The sequence below is a fragment of the Noviherbaspirillum sp. UKPF54 genome (assembly GCF_007874125.1).
Lineage (GTDB): Bacteria > Pseudomonadota > Gammaproteobacteria > Burkholderiales > Burkholderiaceae_D > Noviherbaspirillum.
The window spans coordinates 851179-877427 of sequence record NZ_CP040128.1; the positions used below are offsets into that span (position 1 = coordinate 851179).

31 protein-coding genes and 1 pseudogene are annotated in these 26249 nt (G+C 60.4%); 8 read left to right on the plus strand and 24 right to left on the minus strand.

From position 1 onward, the window contains the following. Window positions 1-552, plus strand: coding sequence for a phasin family protein (locus FAY22_RS04015; protein ID WP_168204766.1), 552 nt, complete (start codon window positions 1-3; stop codon window positions 550-552). A 45-nt stretch (window positions 553-597) separates the two neighbouring features. On the opposite strand, the gene FAY22_RS04020 is transcribed toward FAY22_RS04015, so the two are convergent. Both FAY22_RS04020 and FAY22_RS04025 read right to left on the minus strand, forming a co-directional pair. Continuing rightward, window positions 598-1077, minus strand: a complete 480-nt coding sequence (locus tag FAY22_RS04020; RefSeq protein WP_146329021.1) for a GDP-mannose mannosyl hydrolase — start codon at window positions 1075-1077, stop codon at window positions 598-600. A 202-nt stretch (window positions 1078-1279) separates the two neighbouring features. Continuing rightward, a complete protein-coding gene (locus tag FAY22_RS04025) occupies window positions 1280-1684 on the minus strand; it encodes a cupin domain-containing protein (RefSeq protein ID WP_146329022.1) in 405 nt (134 codons plus the stop codon). A 145-nt stretch (window positions 1685-1829) separates the two neighbouring features. Between FAY22_RS04025 and FAY22_RS21935 the strand changes: the two genes are divergently transcribed. Beyond that, window positions 1830-1991 carry a hypothetical protein gene (locus FAY22_RS21935; protein WP_168204767.1) on the plus strand — a complete coding sequence of 54 codons (162 nt, stop codon included), beginning with the start codon at window positions 1830-1832 and terminating at the stop codon, window positions 1989-1991. 20 nt (window positions 1992-2011) lie between these two features. Here the strand turns inward: FAY22_RS21935 and FAY22_RS04030 are convergent, their stop codons facing one another. Then, the gene (locus tag FAY22_RS04030) at window positions 2012-2473 is read right to left on the minus strand and encodes a thermonuclease family protein (RefSeq protein ID WP_146329023.1); all 462 of its coding nucleotides are present in this window, start codon (window positions 2471-2473) and stop codon (window positions 2012-2014) included. Between the two features lie 2 nt (window positions 2474-2475). Beyond that, window positions 2476-2682: a hypothetical protein gene (locus tag FAY22_RS04035; RefSeq protein WP_146329024.1), complete on the minus strand. Its 207-nt coding sequence runs from the start codon at window positions 2680-2682 to the stop codon at window positions 2476-2478. A gap of 191 nt (window positions 2683-2873) precedes the next feature. On the opposite strand from FAY22_RS04035, the gene FAY22_RS04040 reads away from it, so the two are divergent. Both FAY22_RS04040 and FAY22_RS04045 read left to right on the plus strand, forming a co-directional pair. After that, window positions 2874-3179, plus strand: a complete 306-nt coding sequence (locus FAY22_RS04040; RefSeq protein ID WP_146329025.1) for a hypothetical protein — start codon at window positions 2874-2876, stop codon at window positions 3177-3179. A gap of 96 nt (window positions 3180-3275) precedes the next feature. Next, on the plus strand, window positions 3276-3653 hold the full coding sequence (locus FAY22_RS04045; protein ID WP_146329026.1) for a hypothetical protein: 378 nt from the start codon (window positions 3276-3278) through the stop codon (window positions 3651-3653). Between the two features lie 240 nt (window positions 3654-3893). Here the strand turns inward: FAY22_RS04045 and FAY22_RS22290 are convergent. The 5 genes and pseudogenes from FAY22_RS22290 to FAY22_RS04070 all read right to left on the minus strand — a co-directional run. Next, window positions 3894-4118: pseudogene (locus FAY22_RS22290) on the minus strand (J domain-containing protein); the annotation flags it as partial. Window positions 4119-4257: 139 nt separating this feature from the next. Then, a complete protein-coding gene (locus FAY22_RS04055) occupies window positions 4258-4617 on the minus strand; it encodes a hypothetical protein (protein WP_146329028.1) in 360 nt (119 codons plus the stop codon). A gap of 448 nt (window positions 4618-5065) precedes the next feature. Beyond that, entirely contained in the window at window positions 5066-6190 is a 1125-nt protein-coding gene (locus tag FAY22_RS04060; RefSeq protein ID WP_146329029.1) for a mechanosensitive ion channel family protein, read from the minus strand. 1038 nt (window positions 6191-7228) lie between these two features. Next, the gene (locus tag FAY22_RS04065) at window positions 7229-7534 is read right to left on the minus strand and encodes a hypothetical protein (RefSeq protein WP_146329030.1); all 306 of its coding nucleotides are present in this window, start codon (window positions 7532-7534) and stop codon (window positions 7229-7231) included. Window positions 7535-7792: 258 nt separating this feature from the next. After that, window positions 7793-8047 carry a DUF1488 family protein gene (locus tag FAY22_RS04070; RefSeq protein ID WP_146329031.1) on the minus strand — a complete coding sequence of 85 codons (255 nt, stop codon included), beginning with the start codon at window positions 8045-8047 and terminating at the stop codon, window positions 7793-7795. 222 nt (window positions 8048-8269) lie between these two features. Between FAY22_RS04070 and FAY22_RS04075 the strand changes: the two genes are divergently transcribed. The 3 genes from FAY22_RS04075 (at window position 8270) to FAY22_RS04095 (ending at window position 10254) form a co-directional block, all read left to right on the plus strand. After that, the gene (locus tag FAY22_RS04075) at window positions 8270-8551 is read left to right on the plus strand and encodes a hypothetical protein (RefSeq protein ID WP_146333214.1); all 282 of its coding nucleotides are present in this window, start codon (window positions 8270-8272) and stop codon (window positions 8549-8551) included. Window positions 8552-9362: 811 nt separating this feature from the next. Continuing rightward, window positions 9363-9593, plus strand: coding sequence for a hypothetical protein (locus FAY22_RS04090; RefSeq protein ID WP_146329034.1), 231 nt, complete (start codon window positions 9363-9365; stop codon window positions 9591-9593). Window positions 9594-9747: 154 nt separating this feature from the next. Continuing rightward, window positions 9748-10254: a glycine zipper 2TM domain-containing protein gene (locus FAY22_RS04095; RefSeq protein ID WP_146329035.1), complete on the plus strand. Its 507-nt coding sequence runs from the start codon at window positions 9748-9750 to the stop codon at window positions 10252-10254. 67 nt (window positions 10255-10321) lie between these two features. Here FAY22_RS04095 and FAY22_RS04100 read toward each other — a convergent pair whose 3' ends face one another. The 7 genes from FAY22_RS04100 to FAY22_RS04130 all read right to left on the minus strand — a co-directional run bounded on the left by FAY22_RS04100 (window position 10322) and on the right by FAY22_RS04130 (window position 17647). Further along, the gene (locus FAY22_RS04100) at window positions 10322-11017 is read right to left on the minus strand and encodes a UPF0149 family protein (RefSeq protein ID WP_146329036.1); all 696 of its coding nucleotides are present in this window, start codon (window positions 11015-11017) and stop codon (window positions 10322-10324) included. A 130-nt stretch (window positions 11018-11147) separates the two neighbouring features. Further along, window positions 11148-14411, minus strand: coding sequence for a pilus assembly protein (locus FAY22_RS04105; protein ID WP_168204769.1), 3264 nt, complete (start codon window positions 14409-14411; stop codon window positions 11148-11150). A gap of 78 nt (window positions 14412-14489) precedes the next feature. Then, window positions 14490-15014 carry a PilX N-terminal domain-containing pilus assembly protein gene (locus FAY22_RS04110; protein WP_146329038.1) on the minus strand — a complete coding sequence of 175 codons (525 nt, stop codon included), beginning with the start codon at window positions 15012-15014 and terminating at the stop codon, window positions 14490-14492. Then, the gene (locus FAY22_RS04115; protein WP_146329039.1) at window positions 15011-16099 is read right to left on the minus strand and encodes a PilW family protein; all 1089 of its coding nucleotides are present in this window, start codon (window positions 16097-16099) and stop codon (window positions 15011-15013) included. The genes FAY22_RS04110 and FAY22_RS04115 overlap by 4 nt, the downstream gene beginning before the upstream one ends. A 2-nt stretch (window positions 16100-16101) precedes the next feature. Further along, window positions 16102-16683, minus strand: a complete 582-nt coding sequence (gene pilV, locus FAY22_RS04120; RefSeq protein WP_246860650.1) for a type IV pilus modification protein PilV — start codon at window positions 16681-16683, stop codon at window positions 16102-16104. An 11-nt stretch (window positions 16684-16694) separates the two neighbouring features. After that, a complete protein-coding gene (locus FAY22_RS04125; protein ID WP_146329041.1) occupies window positions 16695-17207 on the minus strand; it encodes a GspH/FimT family pseudopilin in 513 nt (170 codons plus the stop codon). A gap of 8 nt (window positions 17208-17215) precedes the next feature. Continuing rightward, a complete protein-coding gene (locus tag FAY22_RS04130; protein ID WP_210411893.1) occupies window positions 17216-17647 on the minus strand; it encodes a type IV pilin protein in 432 nt (143 codons plus the stop codon). A gap of 189 nt (window positions 17648-17836) precedes the next feature. On the opposite strand from FAY22_RS04130, the gene FAY22_RS04135 reads away from it, so the two are divergent. Continuing rightward, window positions 17837-18832 (plus strand): serine/threonine protein kinase, encoded by a 996-nt coding sequence (locus tag FAY22_RS04135; RefSeq protein ID WP_146329042.1) that lies wholly within the window; start codon window positions 17837-17839, stop codon window positions 18830-18832. On the opposite strand, the gene FAY22_RS04140 is transcribed toward FAY22_RS04135, so the two are convergent. From FAY22_RS04140 to FAY22_RS04175, 8 genes are read right to left on the minus strand one after another with little or no spacing between them, the layout of a single operon-like run. After that, complete coding sequence (locus tag FAY22_RS04140; RefSeq protein WP_146329043.1) at window positions 18833-19171, minus strand: hypothetical protein; 339 nt, start codon at window positions 19169-19171, stop codon at window positions 18833-18835. Between the two features lie 51 nt (window positions 19172-19222). Beyond that, a complete protein-coding gene (locus FAY22_RS04145) occupies window positions 19223-20041 on the minus strand; it encodes a 3-keto-5-aminohexanoate cleavage protein (protein WP_146329044.1) in 819 nt (272 codons plus the stop codon). A gap of 6 nt (window positions 20042-20047) precedes the next feature. Continuing rightward, complete coding sequence (locus tag FAY22_RS04150; protein WP_146329045.1) at window positions 20048-20464, minus strand: hotdog domain-containing protein; 417 nt, start codon at window positions 20462-20464, stop codon at window positions 20048-20050. Window positions 20465-20501: 37 nt separating this feature from the next. Beyond that, entirely contained in the window at window positions 20502-21254 is a 753-nt protein-coding gene (locus tag FAY22_RS04155) for an OAM dimerization domain-containing protein (protein ID WP_146329046.1), read from the minus strand. Window positions 21255-21271: 17 nt separating this feature from the next. Continuing rightward, complete coding sequence (locus FAY22_RS04160) at window positions 21272-22810, minus strand: lysine 5,6-aminomutase subunit alpha (RefSeq protein WP_146329047.1); 1539 nt, start codon at window positions 22808-22810, stop codon at window positions 21272-21274. After that, window positions 22807-23877, minus strand: a complete 1071-nt coding sequence (locus FAY22_RS04165; RefSeq protein WP_146329048.1) for a hypothetical protein — start codon at window positions 23875-23877, stop codon at window positions 22807-22809. Before FAY22_RS04165 ends, FAY22_RS04160 begins: the two co-directional genes overlap by 4 nt. Before the next feature lie 12 nt (window positions 23878-23889). Then, entirely contained in the window at window positions 23890-24927 is a 1038-nt protein-coding gene (locus tag FAY22_RS04170) for a zinc-binding dehydrogenase (protein WP_146329049.1), read from the minus strand. Between the two features lie 22 nt (window positions 24928-24949). After that, on the minus strand, window positions 24950-26137 hold the full coding sequence (locus tag FAY22_RS04175) for a KamA family radical SAM protein (protein WP_146329050.1): 1188 nt from the start codon (window positions 26135-26137) through the stop codon (window positions 24950-24952). Window positions 26138-26249 lie beyond the last annotated feature (112 nt).

A 26249-nucleotide genomic window follows, 5' to 3' on the forward strand; every position in this document is an offset into this window, starting at 1 on the left:
ATGGCGCGCAAATTGAACATGCAGGCGCACGCAGACGATAGCCGGATGGTGGACGCGGTGCGCAATTCGGTGGAACAGATTTGGCAAGCAGGCCTGGGCGCCTTCGCCAAGGCGCAGCAGGAAGGCGAAGAAATGTTTTCCAAGCTGGTCCAGGAAGGCATGGCGGTGCAGAAGCGGACACAGAATCTGGCCGGCGAACAGCTGGCGGACTTGTCCGAAACCGTGGCCGGGATGGCGGAAAGCTTGGGCCGGCGGGCGTCCGGTTCGCTGGAAAAGCTGGAAAGCGTGTTCGAGGACCGCATGGCTCAGGCCATGCGCAGCTTGGGCGTGCCGACCCATAACGACATCGAGGCGCTTGGCCAGCGCATCGGCGAACTGCATGAAATGATCAACAAGCTGATCGCACAGAAGCATGGCGATAGGCCCGCTGCCAGAAAGGCCGTGAAACCAGCGAAGCAAGCGGCAAAAAGCGCGGTGAAAAAAACTGCGCCGAAAAAGAAGACGCGTGCTGCAGCACGCAAGAGCCCGGCTTCGACGGCAACCCGAGCCTGAAATGCCGCAGTCGGCAAGGCAAACTTGCCGACTTAAAATCCGGGCTCAGCAGCCGCTACGGAACCCGTTGCCTGGCACGTCACGGAAGTAAAGCTTCGTATTGTCGTGCACGTCGCGGCTCGCCAGCAGCTCGTCCACGCTCCACCATTTGATCCGGGCGTGCTGGTCGTCCTGCCGGAAGACGATATCGCCGTCGACCTCGAACTGGTAGGCGCAGACGACATAGTGCGTGCCGATCCCCGCAACTCCGAAATAGTTGTCGTCATAAATGTGGTCGAATACGCCGAGCAGTTTTCCCGGTCCGGCCGCAATTCCCAATTCGGCTTGGGCAATGCGCTGCAAGGCATCCTGCGTGCGCTCGTTCTTGCGAATGCGCCCGCCTGGCACGAACCAGTAATGCTGCGCGGGCCGATTGCACCGGTAGCCGAGCAAGACCTGCTGCGCTGCATTGCGGATGACCAGGTCGATCGAAACAAATGGCGTTGCCTCGATCACGCGAAGAAAAGTATCTTTGTCAACGTGCATGGGTAAGTTGGGAGTGCATCCTTGCCGGCCGTACCGGCGCTTTACCGGTGACTTGGCCGTCTTTAAGTCTGATTTAAGTTTTGGGTGACACAATGCTTTCGAGACAGTTTCTGTCTCTCTCTCCTGTCTCCTCCACCCTCCAGTGGATTTGCCCGCGGCCATCAGGTTCGCGGGCTTTTTTCCTTAAGGGCGAGGATAGATCCTACGACTTCACGGAATAAGGTACCACGCGTTCCTGCTCGTTCGGGTCGTTGCGTGCCACGATCGCGCGCGCCGGTTCGGTGTCGCTCAGGTTGATCGCTTCGTGGGGCATGCCGGGCGGGATGAACAGGAAATCACCCGCCTCGCTGACCACCGACTGGGACAGATTCTCGCCATAACGCGTCTGCACGCGCCCCTGCAGCACGTAAATCGCTGTTTCATATCCTTCGTGCAGGTGTGGCGCGGCCCGTGCTCCCGGAGGGATGACAACGATATGCATCGACAGCCCGGTCGCGCCCGCCGTCTGGCCCGATACGCCGACAAAGTAGGGCAGGCGCTGGCGCGTCATGGTTTCCTGCTGTGGTCGCAAGGCGACCACGCCTTGCGCGGATTTCGTTTCCGTCATTGCGGCTCTCCGGTGATTGGATCCAGCTTGTCCCTTCCGCCGCTGAAAGTCCTGATTTTCTTCAACCGTCGCGCCTGCGGAATGGACAAGCCGTCGGACGCCGGCTCCGCTACCATGGCACTGGATTGTACAGAGGGAGTGTCGGATGAAACGCAGCGGCGGCTTCACGATTATCCAGGTCATGGTGATTCTTTTGGTGGTGGGCATCGCGATCTGGGCACTGACCGAAGCCATCATCGAACGGCGCTGCGCAGACGATCCGGCGGCGGCCTTATGCGCGAACAAAAGCAAGGCGCCCGGCCGCTAGGCACGCGGGCATCGGCCAGCCTATCTTCCGGTCGAATCGATCGAAATCCCCCAGATGCCGATTCCCCTGGCACGCGCGATCTTTTCCAGCGCCGCATACTGGAAGGGCGCGTCCGGCAAGGCGATCGCCCACCCTTTTTGCAACATCCATTCGCTCAGGTCCTGGCCGTTTCCGCGGCAGCTGGCGCTGATGCTGCCGTCCGGGTTGGCGGTTCTTTCGGTGCAATGCACGAAATCGCCGGAAATCTGGAATTCGAGCGCCAGCGAGGCCCGTGTCCCGCATGGCATCGGCCGAATGAAGGAATAGCAGGTCGATTCGGTCGGCGGGATATAAATGCCGTACAAGTGCACGACGTTGCCGGCGACCGTCAGCGAGCCGTCTGGCTGCACGAATGCGAAGCTCGATATTTCCGCCGCCGCCCGCTGCATGGCGAATGCCCCTAGCCAAGCGGCCAGCAGCGCGCCGCGCGGATGCCTGCCCACGACTAATCGAGCGGCACTTCGCTGCGCACGGTGCCGACCGTAAAACGCCGCTTCGGACCGCCTTCCTTTTCGATCGCGATCATTTCCACATCGATGTAACTGGGCGTTCTGCCAGTGGCGCGCTCGAACTTGTCGATTTCCGCCTGAATTGAGATGGCGACGTTTTGATCCAGTGTGCGCTTTGCCTCGATGAATTCTTCGATCTCCATGTCAAACCTCCGTATCGCTATGAATCAGGGCCGGGAACGGGACATCCCGGCGACGATACTGTCAGCATAGGCCGATTTGTAACAAGTGTCCGAGTATTGTTCCTTGTTCGAGCCTGAAATCGATGGACGCAGGAACTCGCGCATCAATACTCGGCCTAAGCATTCCATAAGGCAAATAAATGGAATCGGGAATGCAAGAATCGCTACCTCAGCCGGAAGGCAAGGATATTCACCTAGATCAGATCGTCTGTCTCGCCGAGAATGCGGCGGAAACCATCGAAAAGCTGCGCGCAGAGCTGCATCGGCGCGAGCAACGGATCAAGCAGCTCGAGCAGTCAGAGGCCCAGCTGCGGCAAGCCGCGCAACGTTATCTGCGCATGAAGGCCCAACTGGAAGCGCAATCGGAGGCAACCGCCGGGTTTGCCGCGAACGGGACGACTTATCCCACCTTCGACGAGGCATTCGATGCAGCCTATCCGGGCACGGTGCCTGAATAGCGCCAAAGCGATAGAAATCCATGTTGTTATGCATTTGTTAGGCTGACGGAACACTGGCGGGCGATGCAAGACTAAGTAATCGGAGGGGCAGGTTTCATGGACAGCAACAATCCGCTGCAACTGAAGAGACTTTATTCGCGGCTTCAATACTTCTGGCGCCTGGCCATTCCGTTCTGGATTTTCCGCGATGCCGGTCGCGGCACGATCGAGCAGCGTACCGCCAATTACCGTTATAACCGGTCGCGGCGCAAGGTCCTTCCCTTCTACATGGGGAAGTGGATCGGCATTGCGGCATGCATGATGCAGCTGACGCGCGTGCTTTCGGACCTGATGGGGGAAACAGCTGCACAAAGCGCCGATCACCTATGCGCGACCGTGTTTTGCGTCAGTGCCGGGATCGGGTTTGCATTTTCCTGCGTCGTCATCGCGATTCTTGTCACCGCGTATCTGTTTCTGACCTGCGTTGAACGATAAGGCAGGCAATCCGTGCAGGACGTATTACACCTTGCGGAATTTAGAGAAGCGGTCCGCGATTACGCGCGATAGCTGCACGATGGCATCCCAAGGCTTGAATGCACCTTTTTGCCGGCGATGCGAGCGGCGGCCGCCGTCGGACCGATGCCGCACGGCTGCGCTACGCATGGCGTTGAGGTCGTCGGCATCGGACATGAAGCCGAAATTCGGGGCGCCATTGGTATTCCTGACCTGCGCCGCTTCTTCCTTGGCGATCCATTCGTCGTGTTCCTGCCGCTTGCGGGGATCGGACAGCACTTCGTAGGCCGAATTGATGATCTTGATGATGCGGATCGCGTCGGGATTGTTCGGATTACGGTCAGGATGGTATTTCTGCGACAGGGTTTTATAGGCAGCACGGATCACTTCCGGTGGCGCATTGCGCGCCACCTTCAGGTTATCGTAATGCGTATGGATACGCGCCATTATTATTTTGAATGGTAATGGTTGTCCGGGTAACTACAAATTATATTAAGTCTAGCGGATATCGCTATTCCTGCTATATATCAACTGACAAAGTTTAACCCGTTCTTCCCGAAACCAGTGAATTCCGTATTTGGCCGTATTACCGGCAAAAATAATCGGCAATAACGACTTCGCCTTCATGCACCACCACCAAGGTGAAGGCGTCGACGCACTGCGAAAGATTATCCATGATGCCATAAACCGCGACGGATGTCGGCAATGCGCGCTGTCCTGGCACGTTCATGAGCAGTTGAGGTGCGCCGAAGCTTTCCAGCAAGGCGTTGTATGGCTTGCCGCGCCAAATCGACTGGAAATTCTGTTCGCGTCTCGCTTGCAACACCTGTTTTCGATGGCCGTAATCGGCAGGCTCTGTCGATGCAGGAAACAGAGAGCAGGCATCCAGCAGCGATGCGCCGGCCAGGCAGGCGAGCAATCGAAAAGAACACGATGCGACATTCATGACGGAAGAGGGAGTCGATTATCAATCGCGCAGGTAACGCCGACCTGTTGCATGCGGTGCAAGGCTCTATGAATGCGCGGCATGGTCAACTTTCCCGCTGATCTTGATCGCATTAATTTCAAATGCGGCGACAGGGCAATATGCCCCAAGGATCAGATTGAAGAAGTGTATTGTGACCGAGCAAGGCACAGAGATGTCTTTATTCCAAGCGAATAGCCTTTTGTTATCAAAATTGCTTGATTGAAATCAACATCTTTCAAATGTGTTTTGCAAGATAAATGGCGGGAAAGGACATGGCGGTCCAATAATCGACTGCGCACTGTATCCAGTACTCGCCAATTGAAAAGGGTGCGTCATAATTGGTCATGATGATCCTCCCTTGAGCGAATTTAAACTCTAACAAGGCTGTATTTTTGTTAATTTGAGTTTGCTCAATGATAAACCGGCATCAAGGGCTGTCTGCCGGACGCTGACCTTCGTGGTGTTCTGCGAGTTCGGCCCGCAGCCGGGGGAGATACTCCGGAAATTCGCGCTGAACGAAGTCGATCAGCCCTTCGCGTACCCGGCAGCGCAGATCCCACAGGCGGGTCGCATCGCCTGCACTGACCAGCACCCGCAACTGCATCGCATGTTCCCCCGCCTCGACCACCTGTGTCAGGCACAAGCGACCGTCCCATTCGGGTGCGTCGCGGCAAGCGCGTTCGGCCTGCCTGCGTAGCGGCTCCAGCGGCATGCGGTAATCGACCCAGATGAGTACCGAGCCAAGGAGGTCAGCGGCGGTCTTGGTCCAGTTCTGGAACGGGTTTTCGATGAACCATTGCAGCGGGACAACCATGCTGCGTCGGTCCCACAGGCGCACCACAACGTAGGTGCCGGTAATTTCTTCGACCTGTCCCCACTCGTTTTGCACGATGACCACATCATCCAAACGGATTGGTTGAGTTAGCGCGATCTGCATTCCGGCGAGCAGGTTTCCGAGAACGGGCTTTGCCGCGAATCCGACTACCAAGCCGGCTACGCCGGCGGAGGCAAGCAGGCTAGTGCCAATCTGCCGCAACAGCGGCAAGGTCATCAGTGCGGCACCCGCCCCGATCAGGACAATCAGCACCATCGCGGAGCGCGCAAGTACTTTGGTCTGCGTCTGAACGCGACGCGCTTGCAGGTTGTCCGGCGTATCGGCCGGGTAGCGTTCGATGATGGCGTAGGCAATGGCACGTACGCAGCGCACGCCTAGCCACGTCAGCGCGCTAATGAGGCATAACGCATTCAGGTGGAGCGCGGCATCGAGGCCCCACAGGTTCGCGGGCGCATTGCGCAAGATGATCTGAGCCGCCAGCAGAAACACGGCTACGCCGCCTGCACGATGCCCGTACTGAACCAGACGGCGCGAAAACGGAAGCGATGCTGTCAGTCGCAGCAGGATCGATGTGCCCACACGGTGCACCACCACGGCGGCGCACAACGCGATCAGCAGCTGGAGCAGGACCACTGTCCAGGGGATCTCGCGAATGAGCACGATCCAAGGACTGACGGCATAGACGAGTGTGCCGAGCCAATCGAATGAAGCGCTCATGCGTGCATGAAACCGATGGCACGGAAACAGGGCAGCGGGCGGACCAAGTACATGTACATGGCGAAGTGGACTCGTAGCTGAGGCGGGAAAACGCAACGTGACTACGCCGGGTCGACGCAGCGAGTGGCTCGGCTGTCCTGGCCCCGCCAGGTGTTGCCTGTTATATCTGCTGTCGGCGACCGGGCAAGCCGACAGGCAGCACGATGCGAAGAGTTGCCGGCCGAAAGTTCATCTGACCTGAGTGCAGGCGGGTCTCGTCGGGTTGGGATTGGGGACCGGCTCCTCTTCGGGAGGATCTGGATCCGGCACCGGCTCTTCCGGAAGTGAGGGCTCAGGCGGAACCTGATGTTCTTCATAAATCACGATGTTTCACTCCTATTAGCCTACCAGAGCATGCTACTACCGGAGCGTCTCCAGCTATATTGATTGAGCTCATGTCCCGTCCTTGCCTAGATTCGGGTGGGAAGGAGCGCGTCACTAGCATGGTCTATGAGCGACGACGTTTTTACACATAGCTTTCTTTATTAGATATAGATAGTTCGAATATCAGATATTGGAAGAAGAAAGCAGACTAATGGTTGGCACTTCGATATAGTTATTCCTGTCTCCTCCAACTCTCCTTGAATTGGATTTGCCCGCAGCCGCAAGGCCTGCGGGCTTTTTTTTGCCCTTTACGTACCGGTGGAAAATCCGGTGTCGATCTGATTGATAAGTGGCCGTTATCGCGGTATCAGCCAGCGTCCTCCGTCTTCTGCAGGTTTTATGCGCGACCTGCATAAACGCAGGGATGTCATCAAGGGGCATGGCAGAAGAAAGCCTTCGGGGACTAGCAAAACAAAGGAGCTATTGATGCTTTCGCTTCAATAGCTCCTTTGTTCGATTCTGCATCAAGAAAACAAAATCAAGCTGAATCAACCACTTGCAGAGTAACCCACAAGGTTATCAACAAGCTTGACCACAGCTGCTGTGGATAAGTAATGCATGCTATTAACGGCAATCGTCCCGATGGCCGCAACAAGCTGGCTGCACACGAGCGAATTATGACGCCTGCGGTTTTGGCTTGAACTGCTTGTCGCTGATGCGGAACTTGTTGCGGCGGTCGCCCATTAGCGTACGCAAGTCCTTGATACTTAAATCAGAAACCTCGTGCATGCGAATGAGCAGAGACGCTCCTACCGGCAATCTGCGATGGCGAATCTTGCTGATCAGCGGAGGTGCGACTTCAAGAGCACGGGACAGCGCGGCGTCGTTCTTGAGGTTGAGCTTTTCGATCAATGATTCCAGCAGATTGTTGGGATCATACTGGAACTGTTCGGCAGCCTTTGTTTCATTAATTTCGTTCATCTGTCATCGTCCCCGTTTCTGGTTCAAGTTGAATCTATTCTGATTAAATATGCGGATATTTTTTTGAGAATTCTCAGAGGTGGTAATTTCTATGCCGTCAGCGGAGAAGCGCAATGCTTCTTCGCTGACGGCCACCGCACACCTTGTACAACGGCCTGCAAACAAACGGTGCGACAAAACTCCGCATTGACCGATGAAGTCAGTACAGACTTCGCTTGACAGCATCTCAGATTCATTCGGGCGGATGCTTGGCGTTGCTCAAACAAAGTAAGCGGCGCCCAAAACAAGCGGTGTACCGCTGACGCCAGCAACCACCAGGCGCCGTGCCACGCTATGGATCTGGTCTTCAAAGCTGCGGTAGGTTTCCATGAAATCCTGCTGCCCGCCTTTCAGGCGACGCAGATGGGCCAGCGCGTTTTTTGAAACGATGCATTCGCGGTCGACAAAACCCACTTCCACCGTGAATTTCACGCCTTCATCGGCAATCTGGGGATCTGCTGTCGTCTTATTCATTCTGTCTCCATATCTTTGTTAGTAGAGTTCTTCGAAATTGTGCTTTCGATGGTAATGATCGACTGTGGAGTGGTTTTGATTGGCGTCAACTACTTGAAGCGGCGCGGCACGGCGTAGAGAGTGAGGTCGATATCCTGGCAGCAACGGCGCTACAATCGTGATGGCTGGTGCATGGAAGCGTCGTTCCGGCCGATCGTCATTGCCTATTCAGGGAGAATGGAAATGTACCTCGATCATCCGAAAATCAGTGCCACCAACAGCGGCACCGAGCCGGACAGAATTGAAAGGCTGAACCGAGTGTACGGCTATGCGGCTGGCCTCGCGGATGCAAGCGGCAACAAGGATTTTCTCGCCAAGCTGTCGCAGCTGCACGATCATAAAGGCAAGTTGATCGTGGTCTGGTTCGTCGAGCCGACGGCCGATGAAAAGGAGTATTTTGTAAAAGGCTGGCGCAGCAAGGTGGGCGATGAAACGACCCATGTCGAACATGAAGTGCTGCCGTAGCGTTGGCTTGGCCATTCTCGTTCTGGCAGCGGGTAACCGACTGCGACCGGGTTCGTCACTCGCCTTCCCCGATTATGACGGTGTCTAGTTCCGCTTGGATGCCGGATGCCACTTCGTCCGGATTAAATACTGCCGATATTTAATTTTCGTCCTTCAATATTTGACCGCAGGCGCCGCCGAGGCTTGTTACACGCTTGTCAAAAATCAAGGGTGATGTGTTTGGTCGCGAAGGCGGCAGAAAAAAGCATGACGAAGGACAGACAAAGCTGATGTTGTTGAATATCATCAGTTTGGGATGCCGGGGGTACTTCGAAGAATTTCGAATTTTTGCCAGACTTTTCCCCCTCGGTTCAGATCGGTCTATACTTTTGTCAGCGCCTTTTGCGCAATCGTGGCTTGGTACTTTTTTCTTGGCGGCTGAATCATGAATGATGCAGACCATATTGACGATCGTACTGCACCTGGCGGACGGGATAATGCCATGCAGCCGAGAACCACGGCTGCGCTGAAACCGAAGGGCGCATGCTGGTATTGCAATACGCCGTTGGATAACGTGCGGCGCTTTTGCAGCAAGTCGTGCGCCGACGATTACCGAACCGAAGAAGAAGCGTTCAATAGTCCCTCGTCATAACCCGGCAAAGCGGTCACGCAGCTTTTCAATTAATTCTCCTTATCGCTTGAGTCGCAACAATAAAACTGTGCAGTCCCTCTCAAGAATGCGCAGGGAGTTGTCTCATGTTTAAGCTTATTCTGGCCGACAGGATGGCTTATTTACCATTTGCCCGGATTTTACGGGCAGTAGGAGTACGAGATGACACCGGAAGAAATTGTCGCCGACCTTAACGGCAAGAATCGCGACGCACTGTACGCACATAATGATTATCAACACCTGACACATGAGCAGGTACTTGCGTTGATGGATGCAGCAGCCATGCAAGGTTTTAAGTTGGGTAGCAATGTTGCATTGTCGATGGTGAAAGGGGCGTTGCTGGTCCAGCTGACGCGCTCGGTCGGCGCCCAAAAGGATCGGTCCGGCGCCTGATTTTTCGGCATTTTTGCAAACGGCAAGTCAGGTTGACATTTCTTTTGCGCAACGATACTGGACGATACATACCGTTACATTTCCCTGTATAACATTTCGATGTTTCCTGCGTTTAACCACGTAGTATGATTCGGTTTCAAACGGGAGGCATCTAATGAATATGCAAGTCAGGGTGGCGGTGGCCGCTGTCTGTTTCGGAGTTTTGTCTGTGGCAGCCGCGAACGATTTTGAAGACTCCGCACGAGTCGTCAGCGTCAGCCCGCAAGTCGAACAAGTCAATCAGCCGCGGCAGGAGTGCCGCACCGAGTACGTCACCACGCAGCGTCAAGCACAGCGTGGCATGGGCGGCTCAATCATCGGCGGCATCGCCGGCGGCATTCTCGGCAACCAGGTGGGCGGTGGCAACGGCCGCACTGCCGCTACTGCGGCTGGCGCGATCGTAGGGGCAATCGCCGGCGATCGCGTGGAAAACAACAACGGTGGCGGAGCGGTCGTGGAACAGCAGCCGGTGCAGCGTTGCGTCATGGTCGATAACTGGCAATCGCGCACGAACGGCTATGCCGTCACCTACGAATATCGCGGCCATACCTATACCTCGGTGATGCCCTACGATCCGGGCCAACGCCTGCGCGTGAGAGTGTCGGTGCTGCCGCTTCCGTGATACGGCTGAGTATTGCACGTTAATTGGGGCTCGTTCCCTGGCGGAGCGAGCCCGGCGCACGTCGTTCTTACTCTGCCTGGTCGGCGCCGCAGCATTTCTTGAATTTCTTGCCGCTGCCGCAAGGGCAGGGATCGTTGCGCCCCACCTTCGGCGTTTCGCGCTGCACCTGCTGCACTGCCGATTTGCGATGCGGTAGCCAGAAACGGTGGATGTGCGGGATCGCTGCCTCCATTTCCAGCGCCAGCTTGTGGCGCTTCGCGGGCGTGTCGACCAGCGCCATTTCCTCTTCCTCGATTTCCTCGGCGCCGAGCAGGTAGATCGGGCGCACCATGTCCGCGATATTCGCGCTCCAGACCGGTTCCCACGCTTCGGCGCGCAGGTTCATCCCTTCCCAGAATCCCCAGGCCCAGGCATCGCCGTCGAGCAGCGTGCGGCCGTCGACTTCCTGTTCGCAGAATAGCGGCTCGAATTCCTTGGGCGCGACTTCGAAGGTGATCGCGACTTCATTCATGAAACGCGCGATCAGGCCGGTGATGCGTTCGGCTTCTTTCGGCGTCTTGAATTTTGGGCCCTCCGCGCCGAACGAGCCCCACACGCGGGGCAGCCATTCGGGCATCAGAACTTCTTCCGGGCCAATCGCCAGCGCGGTGAAGTAACCGTGCAGCGAATCCATGGTCATGCCGTCGTCGGCGCAGCGGTCGGAGAGCAGAAACTGGTCGAGCTCCTTGAATTCTTTGTCGGAGAGGGGTTCGTCGAAGTGCATGGATGATGTCTTTCTGGAGATTGAGCCCGCTAGTTTAGTGGCTTGTTCTTCGAATGTCTCGGTAGCGTGGATGAAATAAAAAAAGAGGCGGAACTCTCCGCCTCTTTTCGGGGGGGCGCTTGATGCGGCATTACTTCTTGTACCAGTAGGTTCTGCTCATTTTCTTCTTGCCATCCTTTTCTTCGGAACCGTTTTCCAGGGCGGACTTCTTGCTGGAATCCTGGTCGATGCAGCCGATACAGAAGCTGTGCTTTTGCCCGTCGACCAATGCAATGCCGCTCACCGGAGACGGCGGCAGGCCGCCGCCTTCCAAGATGACGCTCCGGTAAGCGCCGGTAAACATGTCCATGCTATAGCTTCGCGCCGTGCCCAGGTTGGCGGTGCAGGATACGCCGCTGGGAAGCGTCGGCTGGTTGGTGCCGAAATAGGAAATGCCGGACATGGTCAAGGGAGCGTTGACCGCCTTTTCGCCCGTGCCCAGGGTGATGTAGAAGCCGCTGACCGTATTGTCATACTGGGTCGAGGTGGCATTGAACAGCGCCGCTTCGGTAATGGTGCTCAAGCCGCTGCCGTCTTTGCCGGTCTTCACGTCCTTCAGCATGTAGAGGCGGTTCGTGACCGCGTAGGCCGAATTGGCATTGGTGCTGTACAGGGGATGCTCACGGTCGCCGGAGCCGACCATGACGGCGTCGTAGGAGGTGCTGCTTCCGCTCGTGCCGATGGCGACCACGCTCGGCGCATAGAAGAACTTGCGCGGCACTCCCGAGGTGCATGGGCCGGTACCGCAGCCCAGGGCGGCGAACTTGTATACGCGCCATTTGTCCGGCGTATTGCCGGCCGTCGGCTCCAGGTCGACGCGCCACACATTTCCGCCGGTATCCGCCACGTACAAGCGGTCCGTATAACCGTCATGATCGCGGTCCACCGGAGTGACATCGGACGGAATGCTGAAGTTCATGCCCGAAACCTGGCAGCTCGCCTGGGTGGATGTGCCGGTGCAGGCGGTGGCGCCGTTCGACGGCGTGGCGCTCCAGATCAGGTCGCCATTGGTTGCGTCCAGAATGAAGATGCCGCGTCCCATGTTGTCTGCGGTCGGCGGTTCATCGTCCTGCGTGGGGCTGTAACCTGCGCCGAAAATCAGCACGGGGTGGTTCCAGCCTTTGACGACAGCCATTTTCGGCCGCGACCAGGTCTGGCCGAGTTCGCTCATTCCCGCATCCGTATAGGATTTTTTCCACAGCACCTTGGGGTCGGTCGGCGAGCTGACGTCCAGCGCGTAAATAAACCGTCCGCCGCGGCGCATGCTCAGGTAGAGGTACGACTTGTTGACCGTGCCGTCGCTGTTCAACTGCTGGAAGACGCCCGGCGAGCCGTCGACGAAATAATCTTTCGGCTGCGGATTCAAGGCGCTGTTGGTCGACGGCAGCTTGAGAACGGGCGTGTTCAGACGCTGGCGATTGAGCTTGCCATAGAACTCGGGAAGAATCAGTCCCCACAGTTCCCCTCCCGGTGGGACGGAGCCGATCGATGCGGTCTGGTTGCCGTTCACCGCATGAAAGACGCCGTCGTTGCCGCCATAGAAAACGACGACCGATTCGGGGTTGCCGCCGTAGCTCAGCACCACCGGGCGCGAATGCAGCACGTCGCCGTGGATGGATGGGCGCACCGTGACGGAGCCGCCCGGGCCCAGTTCGTCGTTATTGTTGTCCTGGCCGCGCACCCAGCTGATGAGCGTGTCACGGTCCGCTGCCGCAACGCCCAGCATGGTATTGGTGATGGCGGTGTTGCCTGTGGCGAATGCATTCGTGCTGTCCGACAGCCGTGTGGCGCAACCGGTGCCGGCCGGGCAGTAGGTATAGAGGCGCCGCGGGTTGGACGACGAGCCCGCCGCAGACGCATAGTTGTCGAGCAGGTTGGCCAGGCGAAGCTGCTGGGCCGCGCCGCCTTTTTCCACGACTTCGCCATCCGGCGAATCGAAGGCCACGCCGGCGCCCTGCGGGTTCCTGATCCAGAATCCGCCGGTCGAATCCGGCACATCGTTAATGTTTTTGCTGGTCCAGAAGCTGATGGCGTTCGGCGAAATAAAGCCGGTGTCGCCGGAACTGATCGCGTCGGCACCGGTGCTGTCGGCCAGCTGCAGCATGTTCAGGCTGGCGTTCCACTTGAACTTGTATTGTTTCAGGTTGCCGAGCCAGCGCGGGTTGCCGCCCTGGTCGGGGCGGAACATGCCCATGTAGATCTGGTTCAGATAGCTGCCCTGGGTGTTGACGCTGACCGGCAAGCTGGAAGACGAGAACACGCTGTTGACGGCCGAGACTTCGTTGAAGATTTTGCCCAGCGCGTCAACAATCCCCTGATAGCTCGTGGCGGGGAAGTATTTACCGCCGCCCTGGCTCGCCATGCTGAAAAGGAGCGCCGGAAAATCGGCCTTGCAGCTCGGCCCCATGACGCCGATGGTAAACGTCTTGATTTTCTGGCCGCTGCCGCCGTAGACGCCGTTGACGTCGGTCTGGTACATGTAGCGCGTCCATTCGTCTGCGTACAGGCCCGAAGAATCGGTGTGATTGCCCATGGAATAGGTACCGCAGAAGTTATCGGCGGCAGTCACCGTTCCGCAACTCGTGGTGCCGGGGGTAAATGCCTTGTAGCCGACGCCGCCGAACAAGCCGTAACACTGGGACGGGACCGTGATATTGCGCTTGAGCGCACTGGTGATTCCGGGCGCGTTGGCCAGCGCGGAGGACGGGCTGGTGCTGCCGCCATCGCCCGGCGTGCCCGCCGTGGTGAAGGCATTGCCGATGAAAATGACGAAGTTGTTCTGGCATCCGGTGTTGGGCGGCGTGATTCCTGCGTAATTTCTGCCGGAGAGCCCGGTCTTGCCGGTGAAATAGGCCCACGCTTCCTGCACCGTTGCCGCCGTGGCTTCGCCGCTGGCCTTGATGTTGTCCGCTGTGTTCCCCGACGTTTGCCAGCGCTTGATCCATGCCAGCATGGCGTTCTTGCTGGTGGCGTCATTCATCGAGACAATCGGCTGGATCACGCACCCGCCGTTACCGCCAGCGGCGCAGCCGAAGCCGGTAAAGTTGTTGGAGTTGTAAACCATGAACCCCACGTTAAGCTTCAATCCAGTGGGCAGGCTGCTCAGAACGTTGTAGAGCGCGCATTGCTCGATGCCGCCGGCTGTGCCATTCAGCGTTGGGGCCGTACCGTCGGTGTACTGGCAGTTGCCGGCGCTGGAGGAAAAGTTCGCGGCATTGTCGAGAATGAACAGGACATTGGGAGCGCTGCCGCCGTTGAGGCCGTCGTAGATATCGATGTCTTCCGCCATGGCTCCAAGCGGAAGAGCGAGCACCAGCGACGCCGCGAAACGCGCAATAGACCGGATCGTTTTCATGACCTTACCTCCAGGGCGACGGGCGCCGCTACTTTTGATGTGACGATGTGATTCATGGACGGGCATCGGATGGAAGAGCTAGCACGAGGTGGGCAAATAGGTGCGCTTGGTGACGCCCTGGTGCTGCGTTACGTGCACGCCCGAGTTGGGATCGGTGATGTCGGCCTGGACATCCCATTGCTGGCGCTTGCACTTGGTCTCCACCGGGATCGGCTTGCCGTTCGCGTCCAGGATCGGCGGCGGCGGATTTTCCTCGAAACAGAGCTTGTCGTTTTCGTCGCTATGATCGAGTGAGGGGTCATCGCTGTAGATGGGCACCGTGTTGTTGCAGACCGGCGTGCTCACCGCGACCGAGTAGGTCGTCGCTCCCATGTCCACCGTGACGGTCTGCGACACCGGAGTAGTGGTGAAGTCGGTATTGATGACTTGTTCGATGGCTTGTTGCGCCGCCGCGTTGGCTTCGACCTTGACCTGCGTATTGCCGACGATGCGCAGATTGGTGCTGCCCGACCGGATCGCGGTCACGACCAGCAGTGTCAACACCACCAGCATGACCAGGCTGACGATCAGGGTGGCGCCCGACTGTTTTGAGTGCGTGCTCATTTCGCTTTCCTTCCGCTGGGATTGACGACGCGCACAATCCCGCTGAACAAATGACGTTTGTAGCCGTCGTTGAATGCGCCGACGGTGCCGGCGTTGCCGAGGTTGTATGTCTTCTTGTCGACGTAGCCGACGCTCGTTTCATTATTGCGTGCGAGCAGATTGATGCGGATGGTGACGATGTTCGCCCAATCCGCCGTGGTAAGCGCCGTGGCACCGTCCTGCTGGTAGGTGCCGCTCGTGTAGTAGTCGGGCGCGCCGTCGGAATCGGTGTCGATGCCGTAATCGAGTTGAAGGTTCTGGATGCCCTCGACCAGCGGCGTGACGGCAAAGGCGGGGGCGCCGCCGGAAACGGACAGCTGCATGCGTTTCAGGGTCGGGACGGGCTTGCCGTTGTCGTCGCTGCTGCCGGTGCAGGCGCTGCCGCTGGCTGGCACGTTGCACGGGCTGACGTAATAGATGTCGACCAGGTATTTGCGCAGGGGGGCCAGAGAGCCATCCTTTTTCTTCAGCGTGAAAACGGTCGTGTCGGAGCCGGTACCCATCACCTTGCTGAAATTCAGGGAGACATCCAGCCCGGACTGCAGGTATACCTGCCCGGCTGCGGCCGAGGCGATCGGAATGCTGGTCGTATCCGTGCGCCGGATGACGAGGATGTCGGTGCCGGCAACATGATTGGCATCGGACAGGCAGGCCGAGAGTGGATCGGGAATGGTCGACGGCGAATCGTAGCCCTGGATCGGCAGGGGAATCGCCGCGTCCAGATCGGCCGCCGCCGTGGCGCAGGCATCGGGCATGGTGGCGGGCGCGGCCGCCAGATTGTAGTATTCGCCGTAATATCCCGCGAGCTCGATATCGTCCTGCAGCAGCTGCATCGCATAGCGGCCGTTTTCGATCTGCTGGCTGGATTTGCTCAACTCGTTGCTGGCGCTGCTTTGCTGGGTGATCAGGGTCGTGATTCCCAGGACCAGAAGCAGCCCGATGGTGATGGCAACCATCAATTCCACCAGCGAAAGGCCGGCATGCCGGCTCACCGCACGAGCGTGGCGATATCCGGCCCGGAGTGATTTGCGTACAAGTGCATTCATGGTCATGAACCCAAGTCGGCAATACTGAGGGGGACGCTCACCACGCGCCGCAGCTTTTCGTCACCATACTGTCCGGTCGCGCAAGTCCAGCCGGCCGCTGGTGCGGAGGTCGATTCCATTCCCTGCCACGCCACGCTGACGAAATAGCGATTGGCGGTCGCGTCGTAACTGATGCATCCGCGCGCGCCGATCATGGCGCCGACCTTGGCGTTGGTTCCCGATTTCTCCGCGGCGCCCTGCAGCAGATTGCTCCACTCCGTCATATCCTGAATGGCGAGGGCCTGCTGCGCCGCCGTGCCTTCCGCGCAGGTGGGCGCGGTAACCGCCGTGCCGGTGCCGAGATAGGGTTCGCCGCTGGCGCCGTCGGTGACGGCATAACACGATGCGACCTTGCGGTTGGTGTTGATACGGGCGACCATGTCCTGCAACAGGATCAGCGCCTGGGTCCGCTGGTACGATTCGGCTTCGGCGCGCTGGCTTTGCATCATCATGCCCGCCAGGCCGAGCAGGCCGACGAGCAGTATCACCATTGTCACGAGCACTTCCATCATGCTCACGCCAGCTTGAACGGAAGTTGATTTCATGCGTGGCTTCATCAGCAACTCCCTGTTTTGCTCATGGGGACGCCGCTCAGGCCTACGCTGACACAGCGCGTGCTCGCGCTGCCGCTGATCTGGAAAGTCGGCATGGTCGTGCCGGCGAGACGCCCGTCGCTGCCGTAGGTCAGGCCACCGGTCGGGCCGGTAATGGTCAGGCCGGAAAAGGATGCCTGGCTGCCCAAGGTCGTGGTGCTGGCGGTGGAGTCCACTCCGGCCACAGTAGTGACGGTGACGGTCCAGCCGTTTTGCCAGCCGCCGCTGGCCGGGGTGATCACGACATCGCTGTTGCGCTTGATTGCCTCGCTGCGCGCGAAAATCAGCGCCGCATTGAGGTCGGAAGAGGCCGTCCTGACGGTCTGCGATTTGATGAAGCTGGAGAACGAGGGCGCAGCAAGTCCCAGCAGGATGGCGCTGATGGCGATCGTAATCATCAGTTCGACCAGCGTGAAGCCCGGCGCGCGCAGCGGGCGGCCAGGAGGGCAACATGCCGGGAGTGAATGAGGTTTCATATGTCCGCCTACCAGCAGGTGCTGACGGTGCCGTTGCCGCTGATGCCCTTGGTCCCGGCCTGCGTCAGGGTCAGCGTCCCGCATTTCGTGTCCTTGGCCAACTGGTTGCCGGTCGGGGTGGCCGTGATGGTGTAAGTGTTTGCCGTGACGTTCGAGATCGAAACGGTATAGTTTCTCGACACCTCGGCCGGGTCGCTCATCAGGTCGGACTTGGTGGAAGTGTATTGCCGGGCGTCGAGCAGGTATTGCTCTTCCTTGTTCGCCAGCTGGAACATGTACGTCTGGGCCGCGGAGCGGTTGGTCTTGATCACGTACTGCGTATAGGACGGTACGGCGATGGCCGAGAGGATTCCTATAATGGCCACGGTAACCATCAATTCGATCAATGAAAATCCCCGGACGGGCTGCGCCGGCGGCATTTTCAGGGCGGTGTGGTTCATTTCCGGGTTCCTTCTCGCAAAAAATATTTCTCTGATGGTTGCATTGTGAGAATACATCTATAGTGCATTCAGGCAACATTTCTCCGATAACAGGTCAATTCCCGGGTATGAGTGGCAAGTCCTTGTTGCATCTTGTCATTTCGATCACGTCGGTGGAATCCCCGATGCCGTCTTCCGCTCGCGCTTACAATGGTGGATATGACTACGCCTGCTTCCTTTTCTGCCCTTGATCCGACCTGCGTGCTTGACGCACTGGAAAGCGTCGGCCTGTACAGCGACGGCCGCCTGCTCGCCCTGAACAGCTACGAAAACCGCGTCTACCAGGTGGGAATGGAAGACGGGCCGCCGCTGGTGGCGAAGTTTTATCGGCCGCGACGCTGGAGCGATGCGGCGATCCTGGAGGAACATGCCTTCGTGCAGGAGCTGGCCGAACATGAAATTCCGGCGGTGCCGGCGTTGCCGCTGGCCGGGCGCGGCACGCTGCACCATTTCGAGGGATTCCGCTTTTCAGTGTTCAAGCGCCAGGGCGGGCGCGCGCCGGAGCTGGATGACAGCGCCACGCTGGAATGGCTGGGACGCTTCATCGGGCGCATCCATGCGGTGGGCGCGGCGCAGCCGTTCGCCGAGCGGCCGGCGCTGGATATCGCCACCTTCGGCGAGGAGCCGCGCGACTATCTGCTGGCGCAGGATTTCGTGCCGGCCGACTTGCGCGAGGCGTACCGCAGCGTGACGGCGCAGGCGCTCGACGGCGTGCGGCGCTGCTTCGACCGCGCCGGCGACGTGCGCCGTCTGCGCCTGCACGGCGATTGCCATGTCGGCAACGTGTTGTGGACCGACGCCGGGCCGCATTTCGTCGACTTCGACGACAGCCGCATGGGTCCGGCGGTCCAGGATTTGTGGATGCTGCTGTCGGGCGAACGCGGCGACATGGCGCGCCAGCTGGCCGACCTGCTGGCGGGGTATGAAGACTTTTTCGAATTCAACCCGCGCGAGCTGTACTTGATCGAGGCGCTGCGCACGCTGCGCCTGATCCATTACTCGGCATGGCTGGCGCGGCGCTGGGACGATCCCGCGTTCCCGGCCGCTTTCCCCTGGTTCAATACGCAGCGCTACTGGCAGGACCGCATCCTCGAACTGCGCGAGCAGGTGGCGCTGATGGATGAGCCGCCGTTATGGCCGGCGTGATCACACCTTCTGCGCGTTCGCGGCCAGCGTGTCCAGTTCGCGGATGACCTGGTCGGCCGTCGGCGCGCAATTGGCAAGCAGCACCGCGCGTTCGATGGCGTCGTCGCGGCTGGTTTTCGAATAGAAGTTGAGCAGGTAGTCGGCGCTCTCGGTGCCCGGCACGCCGCGCGTGTCGTCCCTGGCCAGCTTGCGCACATACCAGACGGCGTAGCCGTTGGACTCTTCGCAGCAGTAGATTTCCACCCAGTGGTAGGGGCCGAGCGGATGTTCGTCCGGGTCGGTGTGCCAGATGATCTTGCGCCACAGGTGGCTCTTCTTCGTTTCGGGGATGGTATGCATGGCAAGCTCCGTCGTTGTGCGTGGCGCCAAGCTTAGACGATTTTTCCCGATTCAAATAGCTCTAATGCCGAGAATGCGCCGCGCCTCGTCTGGCGTGGCGACCGGCCTGTCCATGGCGCGGCTGATGGCGGCGACGCGTTCGACCAGCTGGGCATTGCTGACGGCGAGCTCTCCCTTGCGATAATAAATGTTGTCCTCGAAGCCGACGCGCACATGCCCGCCCAGCACGATGGCCATGAGCGCCAGCGGCAGCTGGGCCGCGCCAATGCCGGCCACGGTCCAGGTCGCGCCCGACGGCAGCTGCGATTTCAGGTACATGAGCGCTTCCGGCGTGCCGGCCATGGCGCCCGGAATGCCGAGCACGAAGTCCACGTGCACCGGCCCCGCGATCATTCCCCTGGCGAGCCAGCGGCTGGCGGTGGTCAGCATCCCCGAGTCGAAGATTTCCAGTTCGGGCTTGACGCCGTGCTCGGCCATGGCGCGGGCGAAGGTTTCCATGTCGCGCGGATGGTTCATGAACACGTCGCCGCCGAAATTGACGGTACCCATGGACAGTGTCGCCATTTCCGGCTTCAGGGTGACGGGCGCGAGCCGCTCTTCGGCGCTCATGCCGACCGCGCCGCCGGTGGACACCTGCACGATGACGTCGCAGCGCCTGCTCACCTCGGCGATGATGCGGCGGTAGATTTCCCTGTCCTGGGTCGGCCTGCCGTCGGGGTGGCGGGCGTGGACATGGACGATGGAGGCGCCGGCCCGCGCGCATTCTTCCGCCGCGATGCCGATTTCCTCAGGCGTGACGGGCAGGGCCGGCTGCTGCTCGCGGGTGACCTCGGCGCCGGTCAGGGCGGCGGTGATGATCAGCTTTTCCATGATGGCTTACTTTCCGCTTAATGTGCTCAGTGGGCCGCGCTGGCAGCCGGCCGGCACCACGCAGGTACCCGAAGCCTTGCACACCACCACCGGCTCGGGCAGCACATCGGCGGCGGATGCCTGGCCCTCGATCCCGGCGGAGGCGATGACCTTGCGCGCCTCGAATTCCATCTTGCGTGAAGTCTTACCCATGGAAACGATGCGGCCGCTGGCTTCGATGTAGTCGCCGGCATGGACCGGCGCCAGGAACTGGACATTGTCATAGGCGACGAACAAGCCCTCGTCGCCGTCGCTGCGGATAAGCAGTTCTGTTGCGACATCGCCGAACAGGTGCAGCATCCTGGCGCCGTCCACCAGGCCGCCGGCGTAATGGGCGTCGTGCGCGCTGATGCGCAGGCGGATGAGACTGGTTATTTCCTGCATGTTTTTTCTCCTTGTTTTTCTCCTGTAGGCCGACGCTTCAGGCTGCGTGTCGCCTGGTCCATTCGTGAATCGCGAAGGAAGCGACGTTCTCCGCGTAGGAGCCCGGGCCGAAGCCGGCGTCGTAGCCGAGCTCCTTGGCCAGTTCGTGCGAGATGCGGGGGCCGCCGACCACGAGGATGATCCGGTCGCGCAGCCCTTCGGCTTCCAGCAGGTCGGACAGCTTGGTCAGGTTGTCGAGATGGATATTCTTTTGCGTCACCACCTGCGACACCAGGATGACGTCGGCCTTTTCCTCGATGGCGCGCGCAACCAGCGCTTCGGAATCCACCTGGGCGCCCATGTTGATGGCGCGCACCTCGTGGTAACTCTCCAGCCCCTTGTGGCCGTTGTAGCCCTTCATGTTCATGATGGCGTCGATGCCCACGGTATGGGCGTCGGTTTCGATGCAGGCGCCGACCACCACCATCTTGCGCCGCATTTTCTCGGCGATGAGCGCGTTGATGCCGTCCTTGTCCAGGGCTTCGAATTCGGGCTTGGCGACCTTGATGCAGGCGAGATCGACCCGGTGCTTGCACTGGCCGTAGACCACGTAGAAGGAAAAGCCCTGTCCCATGTCCTCGGCGTGCACCACGCCGGGCTCGATCAGCCCCATTTCAAGCGCAAGCCGGCGGGCCGCTTCCTTGGCGTTTTCATCCAGCGCCACCGGCAGCGAGAACGAAAGCTGCACGCGTCCGTCATCCATGGTGTCGCCGTAGGGCTTCACCCATTTTCCGATCTGTTGTTCGGTCATGTCGTTTTCCTCTCTGATCACTGGAGCATCAGCGCCGGGAACGGATTGAAGTAGTCGTCCGCCTTCGCGATCACGCCATCCAGGCCCTTGCCGCCGTCCGGCGTGCGGGAGATGTCGGCGAAGGTGCCGCGGGCGATGGCCGCCGGCAGGCCGATGCGCTCGATGTCCGCCAGCACGGCCACGGTTTCGGCCAGCACCTGCCGGGCGCGCTGTTCGATCTTGCCGCCCGCCTTGAACTCGACTTCCTCGTGCAGGTCGCGCATGGTGCCGAATACGTATTTCGCGTTTTGCACCGCCAGGAAGCGGTCGTGGATGAATGGCGTGTGGATGGCTTCGGTCATCATGCCCAGCAGGTGGATGTTTTGCCGGGTCAGCACGCTGACCACATTGAACAGCGCGTCCTGGATATGGCCCTTGAAGATGTTGCCGGTCATGTGCTTGGTCGGCGGCATGTACTTCAGCGAAGCGTCGGGGAAGACCTGGCGCACCAGCTGGGCATGGGCGAGCTCCCACAGGAAGCCGTTCTCCAGGTCCGGATTGATTTCGAACGCGTGGCCGAGTCCCATCTGCCCCGGCTTCAAGCCTGAGACATAGGCGAACTGCTCGTTGATGAGCTGGGACGCGAGCACCGTGTGCGCGGCGTCATAGGCGTCGGCCGTGGTCAGGTAGTTGTCCTCGCCGGTATTGATGATGATGCCGGCGTAGGCGTTGACCATGCGTGAAAAGAACTGGTCGATGAAGGTCCGCTTCATGTTGATGTCGCGGAAGATGATGCCGTACATGGAATCGTTGAGCATCATGTCCAGGCGCTCCATCGCGCCCATGGCTGCGATCTCGGGCATGCACAGGCCGGAGCAGTAGTTGGTCAGGCGGATGTAGCGCCCGATTTTCTGCCCGACCTCGTCCAGCGCGGCGCGCATCAGGCGGAAGTTTTCCTGGGTGGCGTAGGTGCCGCCGAAGCCTTCGGTGGTGGCGCCGTAGGGCACGTAGTCGAGCAGGCTTTGTCCGGTGGAGCGGATCACCGCGATGATGTCGGCGCCTTGTTCAGCAGCCGCGCGGGCCTGGACGATGTCCTCATGGATGTTGCCGGTGGCGACAATCAGGTAGAGCCAGGGAGCGCGGCCTTCGCCCAACTGGTCGACGAAGCGGTCGCGGTCCGCGCGCTTGGCGGCGATGCGTTCGCACATGGCGGCGGCCTGCGCCTTTGCGCTCTTGCGGGCGGCATCCGGATTGCGCGGCCGGTCCAGCGCCAGCTTGCCGTCGGCGACCTCCTGCGCCACCTGCTGCGCGGAGAGGCCATGCTCGGCCATTGCGCCGGCCACGACGGCGGCGGCGCCGTGCGGCAGCAGTCCCCGCTCCTGCAAGTGCGAGACCAGCCTGTTCGGCAGCGGGACCTGGTTCTCGTCGACGCCGTCGACGCCCATCAGGCGCAGCGTGGCGCGTTCCACGGTGGTGGTGGTGAAGCGGTTCATGTCTTCGAATACGTCGCGCGCGATCTTGCCCGCCGACCTGCGGGCGGCATCGATTTGCGCCTGATCCAGCGTCAGTTGCGTCATGGGTTGGCTCCTTCAAGCATGGATTGTTCTTCCTGGACCACGTCGCTGACGACCTGCCCGGGGAAGGCGCCGCGTGCGGCGGCGATGAATTCTTTGGCGTCGAAACTGCCGCCGAAGGGGGAAAAGGGATTCAGTGTGATGCCGGCAATGCGTATGCCGCGCAAGGACAGGAGGCGCCCGCCCGACTTCGCGAACAGCGTGACATCGTTGGCGTCGATGAACAGCTTGGTGCCGTCGGCCACCACCAGCGTCAGGCCGGGATGGCGGGCTTGCAGGGTGGTGACTGCCTGCCACAGAGAGCGGCCCACCGCGCCGGAAACCGCGATGCTGGCGATATCCGCGGCAGGCAGCGCGAGCAGGGTGCCGGCCGCATTGAGCGTGGCGATGCGCTCGGAAAACAGGCAGTCGCCGGCGCGGTTCCAGACGCCGACGCCGCCGTCGGAGAAAACCCGCCCGACCCGGGCGGCCAGCGCCGCATCGGCTTCGTCGATCCGCAGGATGGCCAGGCGGTCGCGTGTCTTCTTCAGCACGTCGCTGATGCCGCCGCCGATGGCCGCTCCTGTCGCCAGAACCACCCCGTCGGCGATCGCCGGCGAGGCGTGGTGGCTGCGGCCCAGCGCGCCGTCCAGGATGACCAACCCAGCCCCGCATTGCTTGAGCAGGGCGATGACACGGTGCTGGTCGTGACTGCGCGAGGCGCCGGCGATTTCCATCTCGCCGGCATCGAGCGCGCGCACGACCAGGATCTCGCCCATCGGGCTGTCGATGCCGGTGCCGCCGATCTGCTTCCAGCGCACCTTGGCTCGCAGCAATGTGTCGCGGGCGGTGGCGACGAGGCAGCCCTGAGCGACCAGGACCGGCGGCTTCAGAATCGAAAACACCTGGTCGCGCTCCTCGCCGTCGCGCCCGATGGAAGTGATGCCGACCGCGGTGTTGTGGGCCCTCGCTTGCGCCAGCAGATGGTTCAGGCACACCGTCTTGCCGGTGTTCTTGGTCATGCCCATGACGGCCACGGTCGTCATGCCGCAATCGCGGATCCGGTTCCACAGGGCGCTGGACTTGGTCATGGATGGCCCCGGCTAGACATACAGGGTCTCGAACAGCCGGCGCAGCCGGGGCGATTCGCGCAGCAGCGAGAGGGCATAGAGCGCGTGGTCCCTCGCGTAGCCGTTACCGACGATCATCTCGACATCCTTGCCGACGCCTTCGGCTCCCAGCGCCGCAGCCGTGAAGCTGGTCGCCATCGAAAAGAAGTAGATCTTGCCGAGGTCGCGGGTGGACAGGATGCTGCCCATCTCGGTGTTGGGGATGTTCACGCAATTGATGACCACGTCGGCCATCCTGCCGCCGGTCGCCGCGCCGGCGGCTTCCATCATCGCCACCGCGTCGGTGGCGTCGACCTGCAGCGCATGATCCGCCCAGCCCAGCTCGCGCATGCGCTCGCAATCCTTGGCGAAGGGCGACACTCCGATCACGCGGCCGGCCGGGCCGGCGCGCTTCTTCGCTTCATAGATGCACAGCGTGCCCGATTTGCCGCCGCCGCCGACCACCACCACGGTGTCGCCGGGGCGCACCAGGCGCGCGGTCTGGGCGGGCGCTCCGGCGACGTCGAGGATGGCCAGCGCGACCTTTTCCGGGATGTCGTCCGGCAGCTTCGCGTACAGCCCGGTTTCGAACAGGATGGCCTGGCCTTCGATCTCGATCTGGTCCTTGTCGAGGTGGATTTTCTTGATCGAATCGATTTTCAGCGGGGTCAGCGACAGCGAGACGAGAGTGGCGATGCGGTCGCCCGCGCGCAGGTCGATCCTGCCCGCCAGCTTCGGGCCGATGGCGGCGACGCGTCCGATCAGCATGCCGCCGGAGCCGGTCGCCGGGTTGTGGTGCTTGCCGCGCTGCTCGACGATGCCGCGCACAATCGCTTCGATCTGCGCCGGATCGCCGCCGGCTTCCTTCTTGATCTGGGTGAAACTGGCGGCGTCGATATTGAGCGCGGCCACGTCGACCAGGATCTCGTTGTCGCAGATCTCCATGGTGTTATCGATCTTCCATGCGCCTTGCGGCAGAACGCCTTGCGGTTCGATCACGCGATGGGTGCCGTAGGGGGATCCGTTCTTCATGATTTCTTCGGGATCAGGTTGTTCAGCCGTTGCTTTGCGAGGGAACCCGGAAATCCAGGCCCAGGCCCGGCATTTCGACCGTCATGCCCTTGTAATTGCGGCACTTGACCGTGGTGCCCTGGCCGTCGGCGCGGATCTCTTCGTGCACATAGGTGGGAATGATGGGCAGCTTGCCCAGGCCGCCCAGGCCATCCACTACGAAGGTGGGCACCGCCGGGCCGCTGATCCAGCCGCGCAGGCCTTCGTACAGTTCCAGCATGCGGTGGTGCGGGACGATGAAGTGGTGCGCGCCCTCGACCATGTCGGTCGAGTAGACGTAGTAGGGGCGCACGCCCATCTCGATGGCTTGCATGAACAGCTCGCGCATGACCGCGACGTCGTCGTTGATGCCCTTCAGGCAGACGGTCTGCAGGCCCATCATGATGCCGGCTTTCTGGATCATCTTGACGCGGCGGCGCAGCAGCGGCGTGATTTCCTTCGGATGGTTGATGTGGATGTTCACCATCTGCACGCGGTGCTTTTCCAGGATCGCGCACAGTTCCGGCGTGATCCGGGTGGGCAGCTGCACCACCATGCGCGAGCCCATGCGCAGGAAGCGCACATGCGGCGCGCGCTCGCGGATCTGGCCGAGGATGTAGTCGAGGCGCTCGTCGGTGAAGGTCAGCGGATCGCCGCCGGAGAGCAGCACGTCCTCGATGTCCTTGTTGCCGGCGATGTAGTCGATCGAGCGTTCGATCTGGTCCTTGTGCACCGAGCCGTCCGGCTGCGCCACCATGCGCTTGCGGGTGCAGAAGCGGCACAGCACGGCGCAGGTGTTCGACACGAGGAACAGCACGCGGCGCGGATAGCGGTGCACGACGCTGGTGTCGGGAATGGTGTCGCCTTCCTCGCCCAGCTCGTCGAGCAGGGTGTGAAAGCCCGGCCTGGTTTCCTCGTGAAAGCTCGGCAGGTACTGCTTGCGGATCGGGCAGTCCGGATCGTCGCGGTCCATCAGCTTGGCCATGTAGGGCGTGACCGCGATGGCGAACTTGCTGTAGACCGTTTCATTGACGTCCTCGATATTGTTGAGGACGTTCTTTAATTCGGAGTGGTGGGTATAGCGGCGGGTGAATTGCTTTTGCCACGATTCCGCTTCCGGATCGTAGGCGTCCAGTTCGGCGCGGGAAAGCAGTTTGACCTGAGGCTTGAGTTCGGCTGTCTGCATGAGCATGGTATGAATCCTCCGGATAGTTCTTATTGGGCTGTTAGCAATCGGCAATACTTTTCAGTCAAGTTTATGTGGCGCGGAGGGCCGGTTCATACAGGCAAAGTGGCTGTAATAA

Bases quoted from the DNA above. Each gene is read 5' to 3' on its own strand.
- FAY22_RS04145 (WP_146329044.1), bottom strand. From the start codon at position 20,041: ATGGAAAAGCTGATCATCACCGCCGCCCTGACCGGCGCCGAGGTCACC.
- FAY22_RS04105 (WP_168204769.1), bottom strand. From the start codon at position 14,411: ATGAAAACGATCCGGTCTATTGCGCGTTTCGCGGCGTCGCTGGTGCTC.
- FAY22_RS04160 (WP_146329047.1), bottom strand. From the start codon at position 22,810: ATGACGCAACTGACGCTGGATCAGGCGCAAATCGATGCCGCCCGCAGG.
- FAY22_RS04060 (WP_146329029.1), bottom strand. From the start codon at position 6,190: ATGAGCGCTTCATTCGATTGGCTCGGCACACTCGTCTATGCCGTCAGT.
- FAY22_RS21935 (WP_168204767.1), top strand. From the start codon at position 1,830: ATGAAACGCAGCGGCGGCTTCACGATTATCCAGGTCATGGTGATTCTT.
- FAY22_RS04090 (WP_146329034.1), top strand. From the start codon at position 9,363: ATGACACCGGAAGAAATTGTCGCCGACCTTAACGGCAAGAATCGCGAC.
- FAY22_RS04020 (WP_146329021.1), bottom strand. From the start codon at position 1,077: ATGCACGTTGACAAAGATACTTTTCTTCGCGTGATCGAGGCAACGCCA.
- FAY22_RS04015 (WP_168204766.1), top strand. From the start codon at position 1: ATGGCGCGCAAATTGAACATGCAGGCGCACGCAGACGATAGCCGGATG.
- FAY22_RS04035 (WP_146329024.1), bottom strand. From the start codon at position 2,682: ATGGAGATCGAAGAATTCATCGAGGCAAAGCGCACACTGGATCAAAAC.
- FAY22_RS04025 (WP_146329022.1), bottom strand. From the start codon at position 1,684: ATGACGGAAACGAAATCCGCGCAAGGCGTGGTCGCCTTGCGACCACAG.
- FAY22_RS04175 (WP_146329050.1), bottom strand. From the start codon at position 26,137: ATGCTCATGCAGACAGCCGAACTCAAGCCTCAGGTCAAACTGCTTTCC.
- FAY22_RS04070 (WP_146329031.1), bottom strand. From the start codon at position 8,047: ATGAATAAGACGACAGCAGATCCCCAGATTGCCGATGAAGGCGTGAAA.
- FAY22_RS04150 (WP_146329045.1), bottom strand. From the start codon at position 20,464: ATGCAGGAAATAACCAGTCTCATCCGCCTGCGCATCAGCGCGCACGAC.
- FAY22_RS04140 (WP_146329043.1), bottom strand. From the start codon at position 19,171: ATGCATACCATCCCCGAAACGAAGAAGAGCCACCTGTGGCGCAAGATC.
- FAY22_RS04165 (WP_146329048.1), bottom strand. From the start codon at position 23,877: ATGACCAAGTCCAGCGCCCTGTGGAACCGGATCCGCGATTGCGGCATG.
- FAY22_RS04110 (WP_146329038.1), bottom strand. From the start codon at position 15,014: ATGAGCACGCACTCAAAACAGTCGGGCGCCACCCTGATCGTCAGCCTG.
- FAY22_RS04040 (WP_146329025.1), top strand. From the start codon at position 2,874: ATGCAAGAATCGCTACCTCAGCCGGAAGGCAAGGATATTCACCTAGAT.
- FAY22_RS04045 (WP_146329026.1), top strand. From the start codon at position 3,276: ATGGACAGCAACAATCCGCTGCAACTGAAGAGACTTTATTCGCGGCTT.
- FAY22_RS04125 (WP_146329041.1), bottom strand. From the start codon at position 17,207: ATGAAACCTCATTCACTCCCGGCATGTTGCCCTCCTGGCCGCCCGCTG.
- FAY22_RS04100 (WP_146329036.1), bottom strand. From the start codon at position 11,017: ATGCACTTCGACGAACCCCTCTCCGACAAAGAATTCAAGGAGCTCGAC.
- FAY22_RS04095 (WP_146329035.1), top strand. From the start codon at position 9,748: ATGAATATGCAAGTCAGGGTGGCGGTGGCCGCTGTCTGTTTCGGAGTT.
- FAY22_RS04065 (WP_146329030.1), bottom strand. From the start codon at position 7,534: ATGAACGAAATTAATGAAACAAAGGCTGCCGAACAGTTCCAGTATGAT.
- FAY22_RS04130 (WP_210411893.1), bottom strand. From the start codon at position 17,647: ATGAACCACACCGCCCTGAAAATGCCGCCGGCGCAGCCCGTCCGGGGA.
- FAY22_RS04170 (WP_146329049.1), bottom strand. From the start codon at position 24,927: ATGAAGAACGGATCCCCCTACGGCACCCATCGCGTGATCGAACCGCAA.
- pilV (WP_246860650.1), bottom strand. From the start codon at position 16,683: ATGAAATCAACTTCCGTTCAAGCTGGCGTGAGCATGATGGAAGTGCTC.
- FAY22_RS04115 (WP_146329039.1), bottom strand. From the start codon at position 16,099: ATGAATGCACTTGTACGCAAATCACTCCGGGCCGGATATCGCCACGCT.
- FAY22_RS04155 (WP_146329046.1), bottom strand. From the start codon at position 21,254: ATGACCGAACAACAGATCGGAAAATGGGTGAAGCCCTACGGCGACACC.
- FAY22_RS04135 (WP_146329042.1), top strand. From the start codon at position 17,837: ATGGTGGATATGACTACGCCTGCTTCCTTTTCTGCCCTTGATCCGACC.
- FAY22_RS04075 (WP_146333214.1), top strand. From the start codon at position 8,270: ATGTACCTCGATCATCCGAAAATCAGTGCCACCAACAGCGGCACCGAG.
- FAY22_RS04055 (WP_146329028.1), bottom strand. From the start codon at position 4,617: ATGAATGTCGCATCGTGTTCTTTTCGATTGCTCGCCTGCCTGGCCGGC.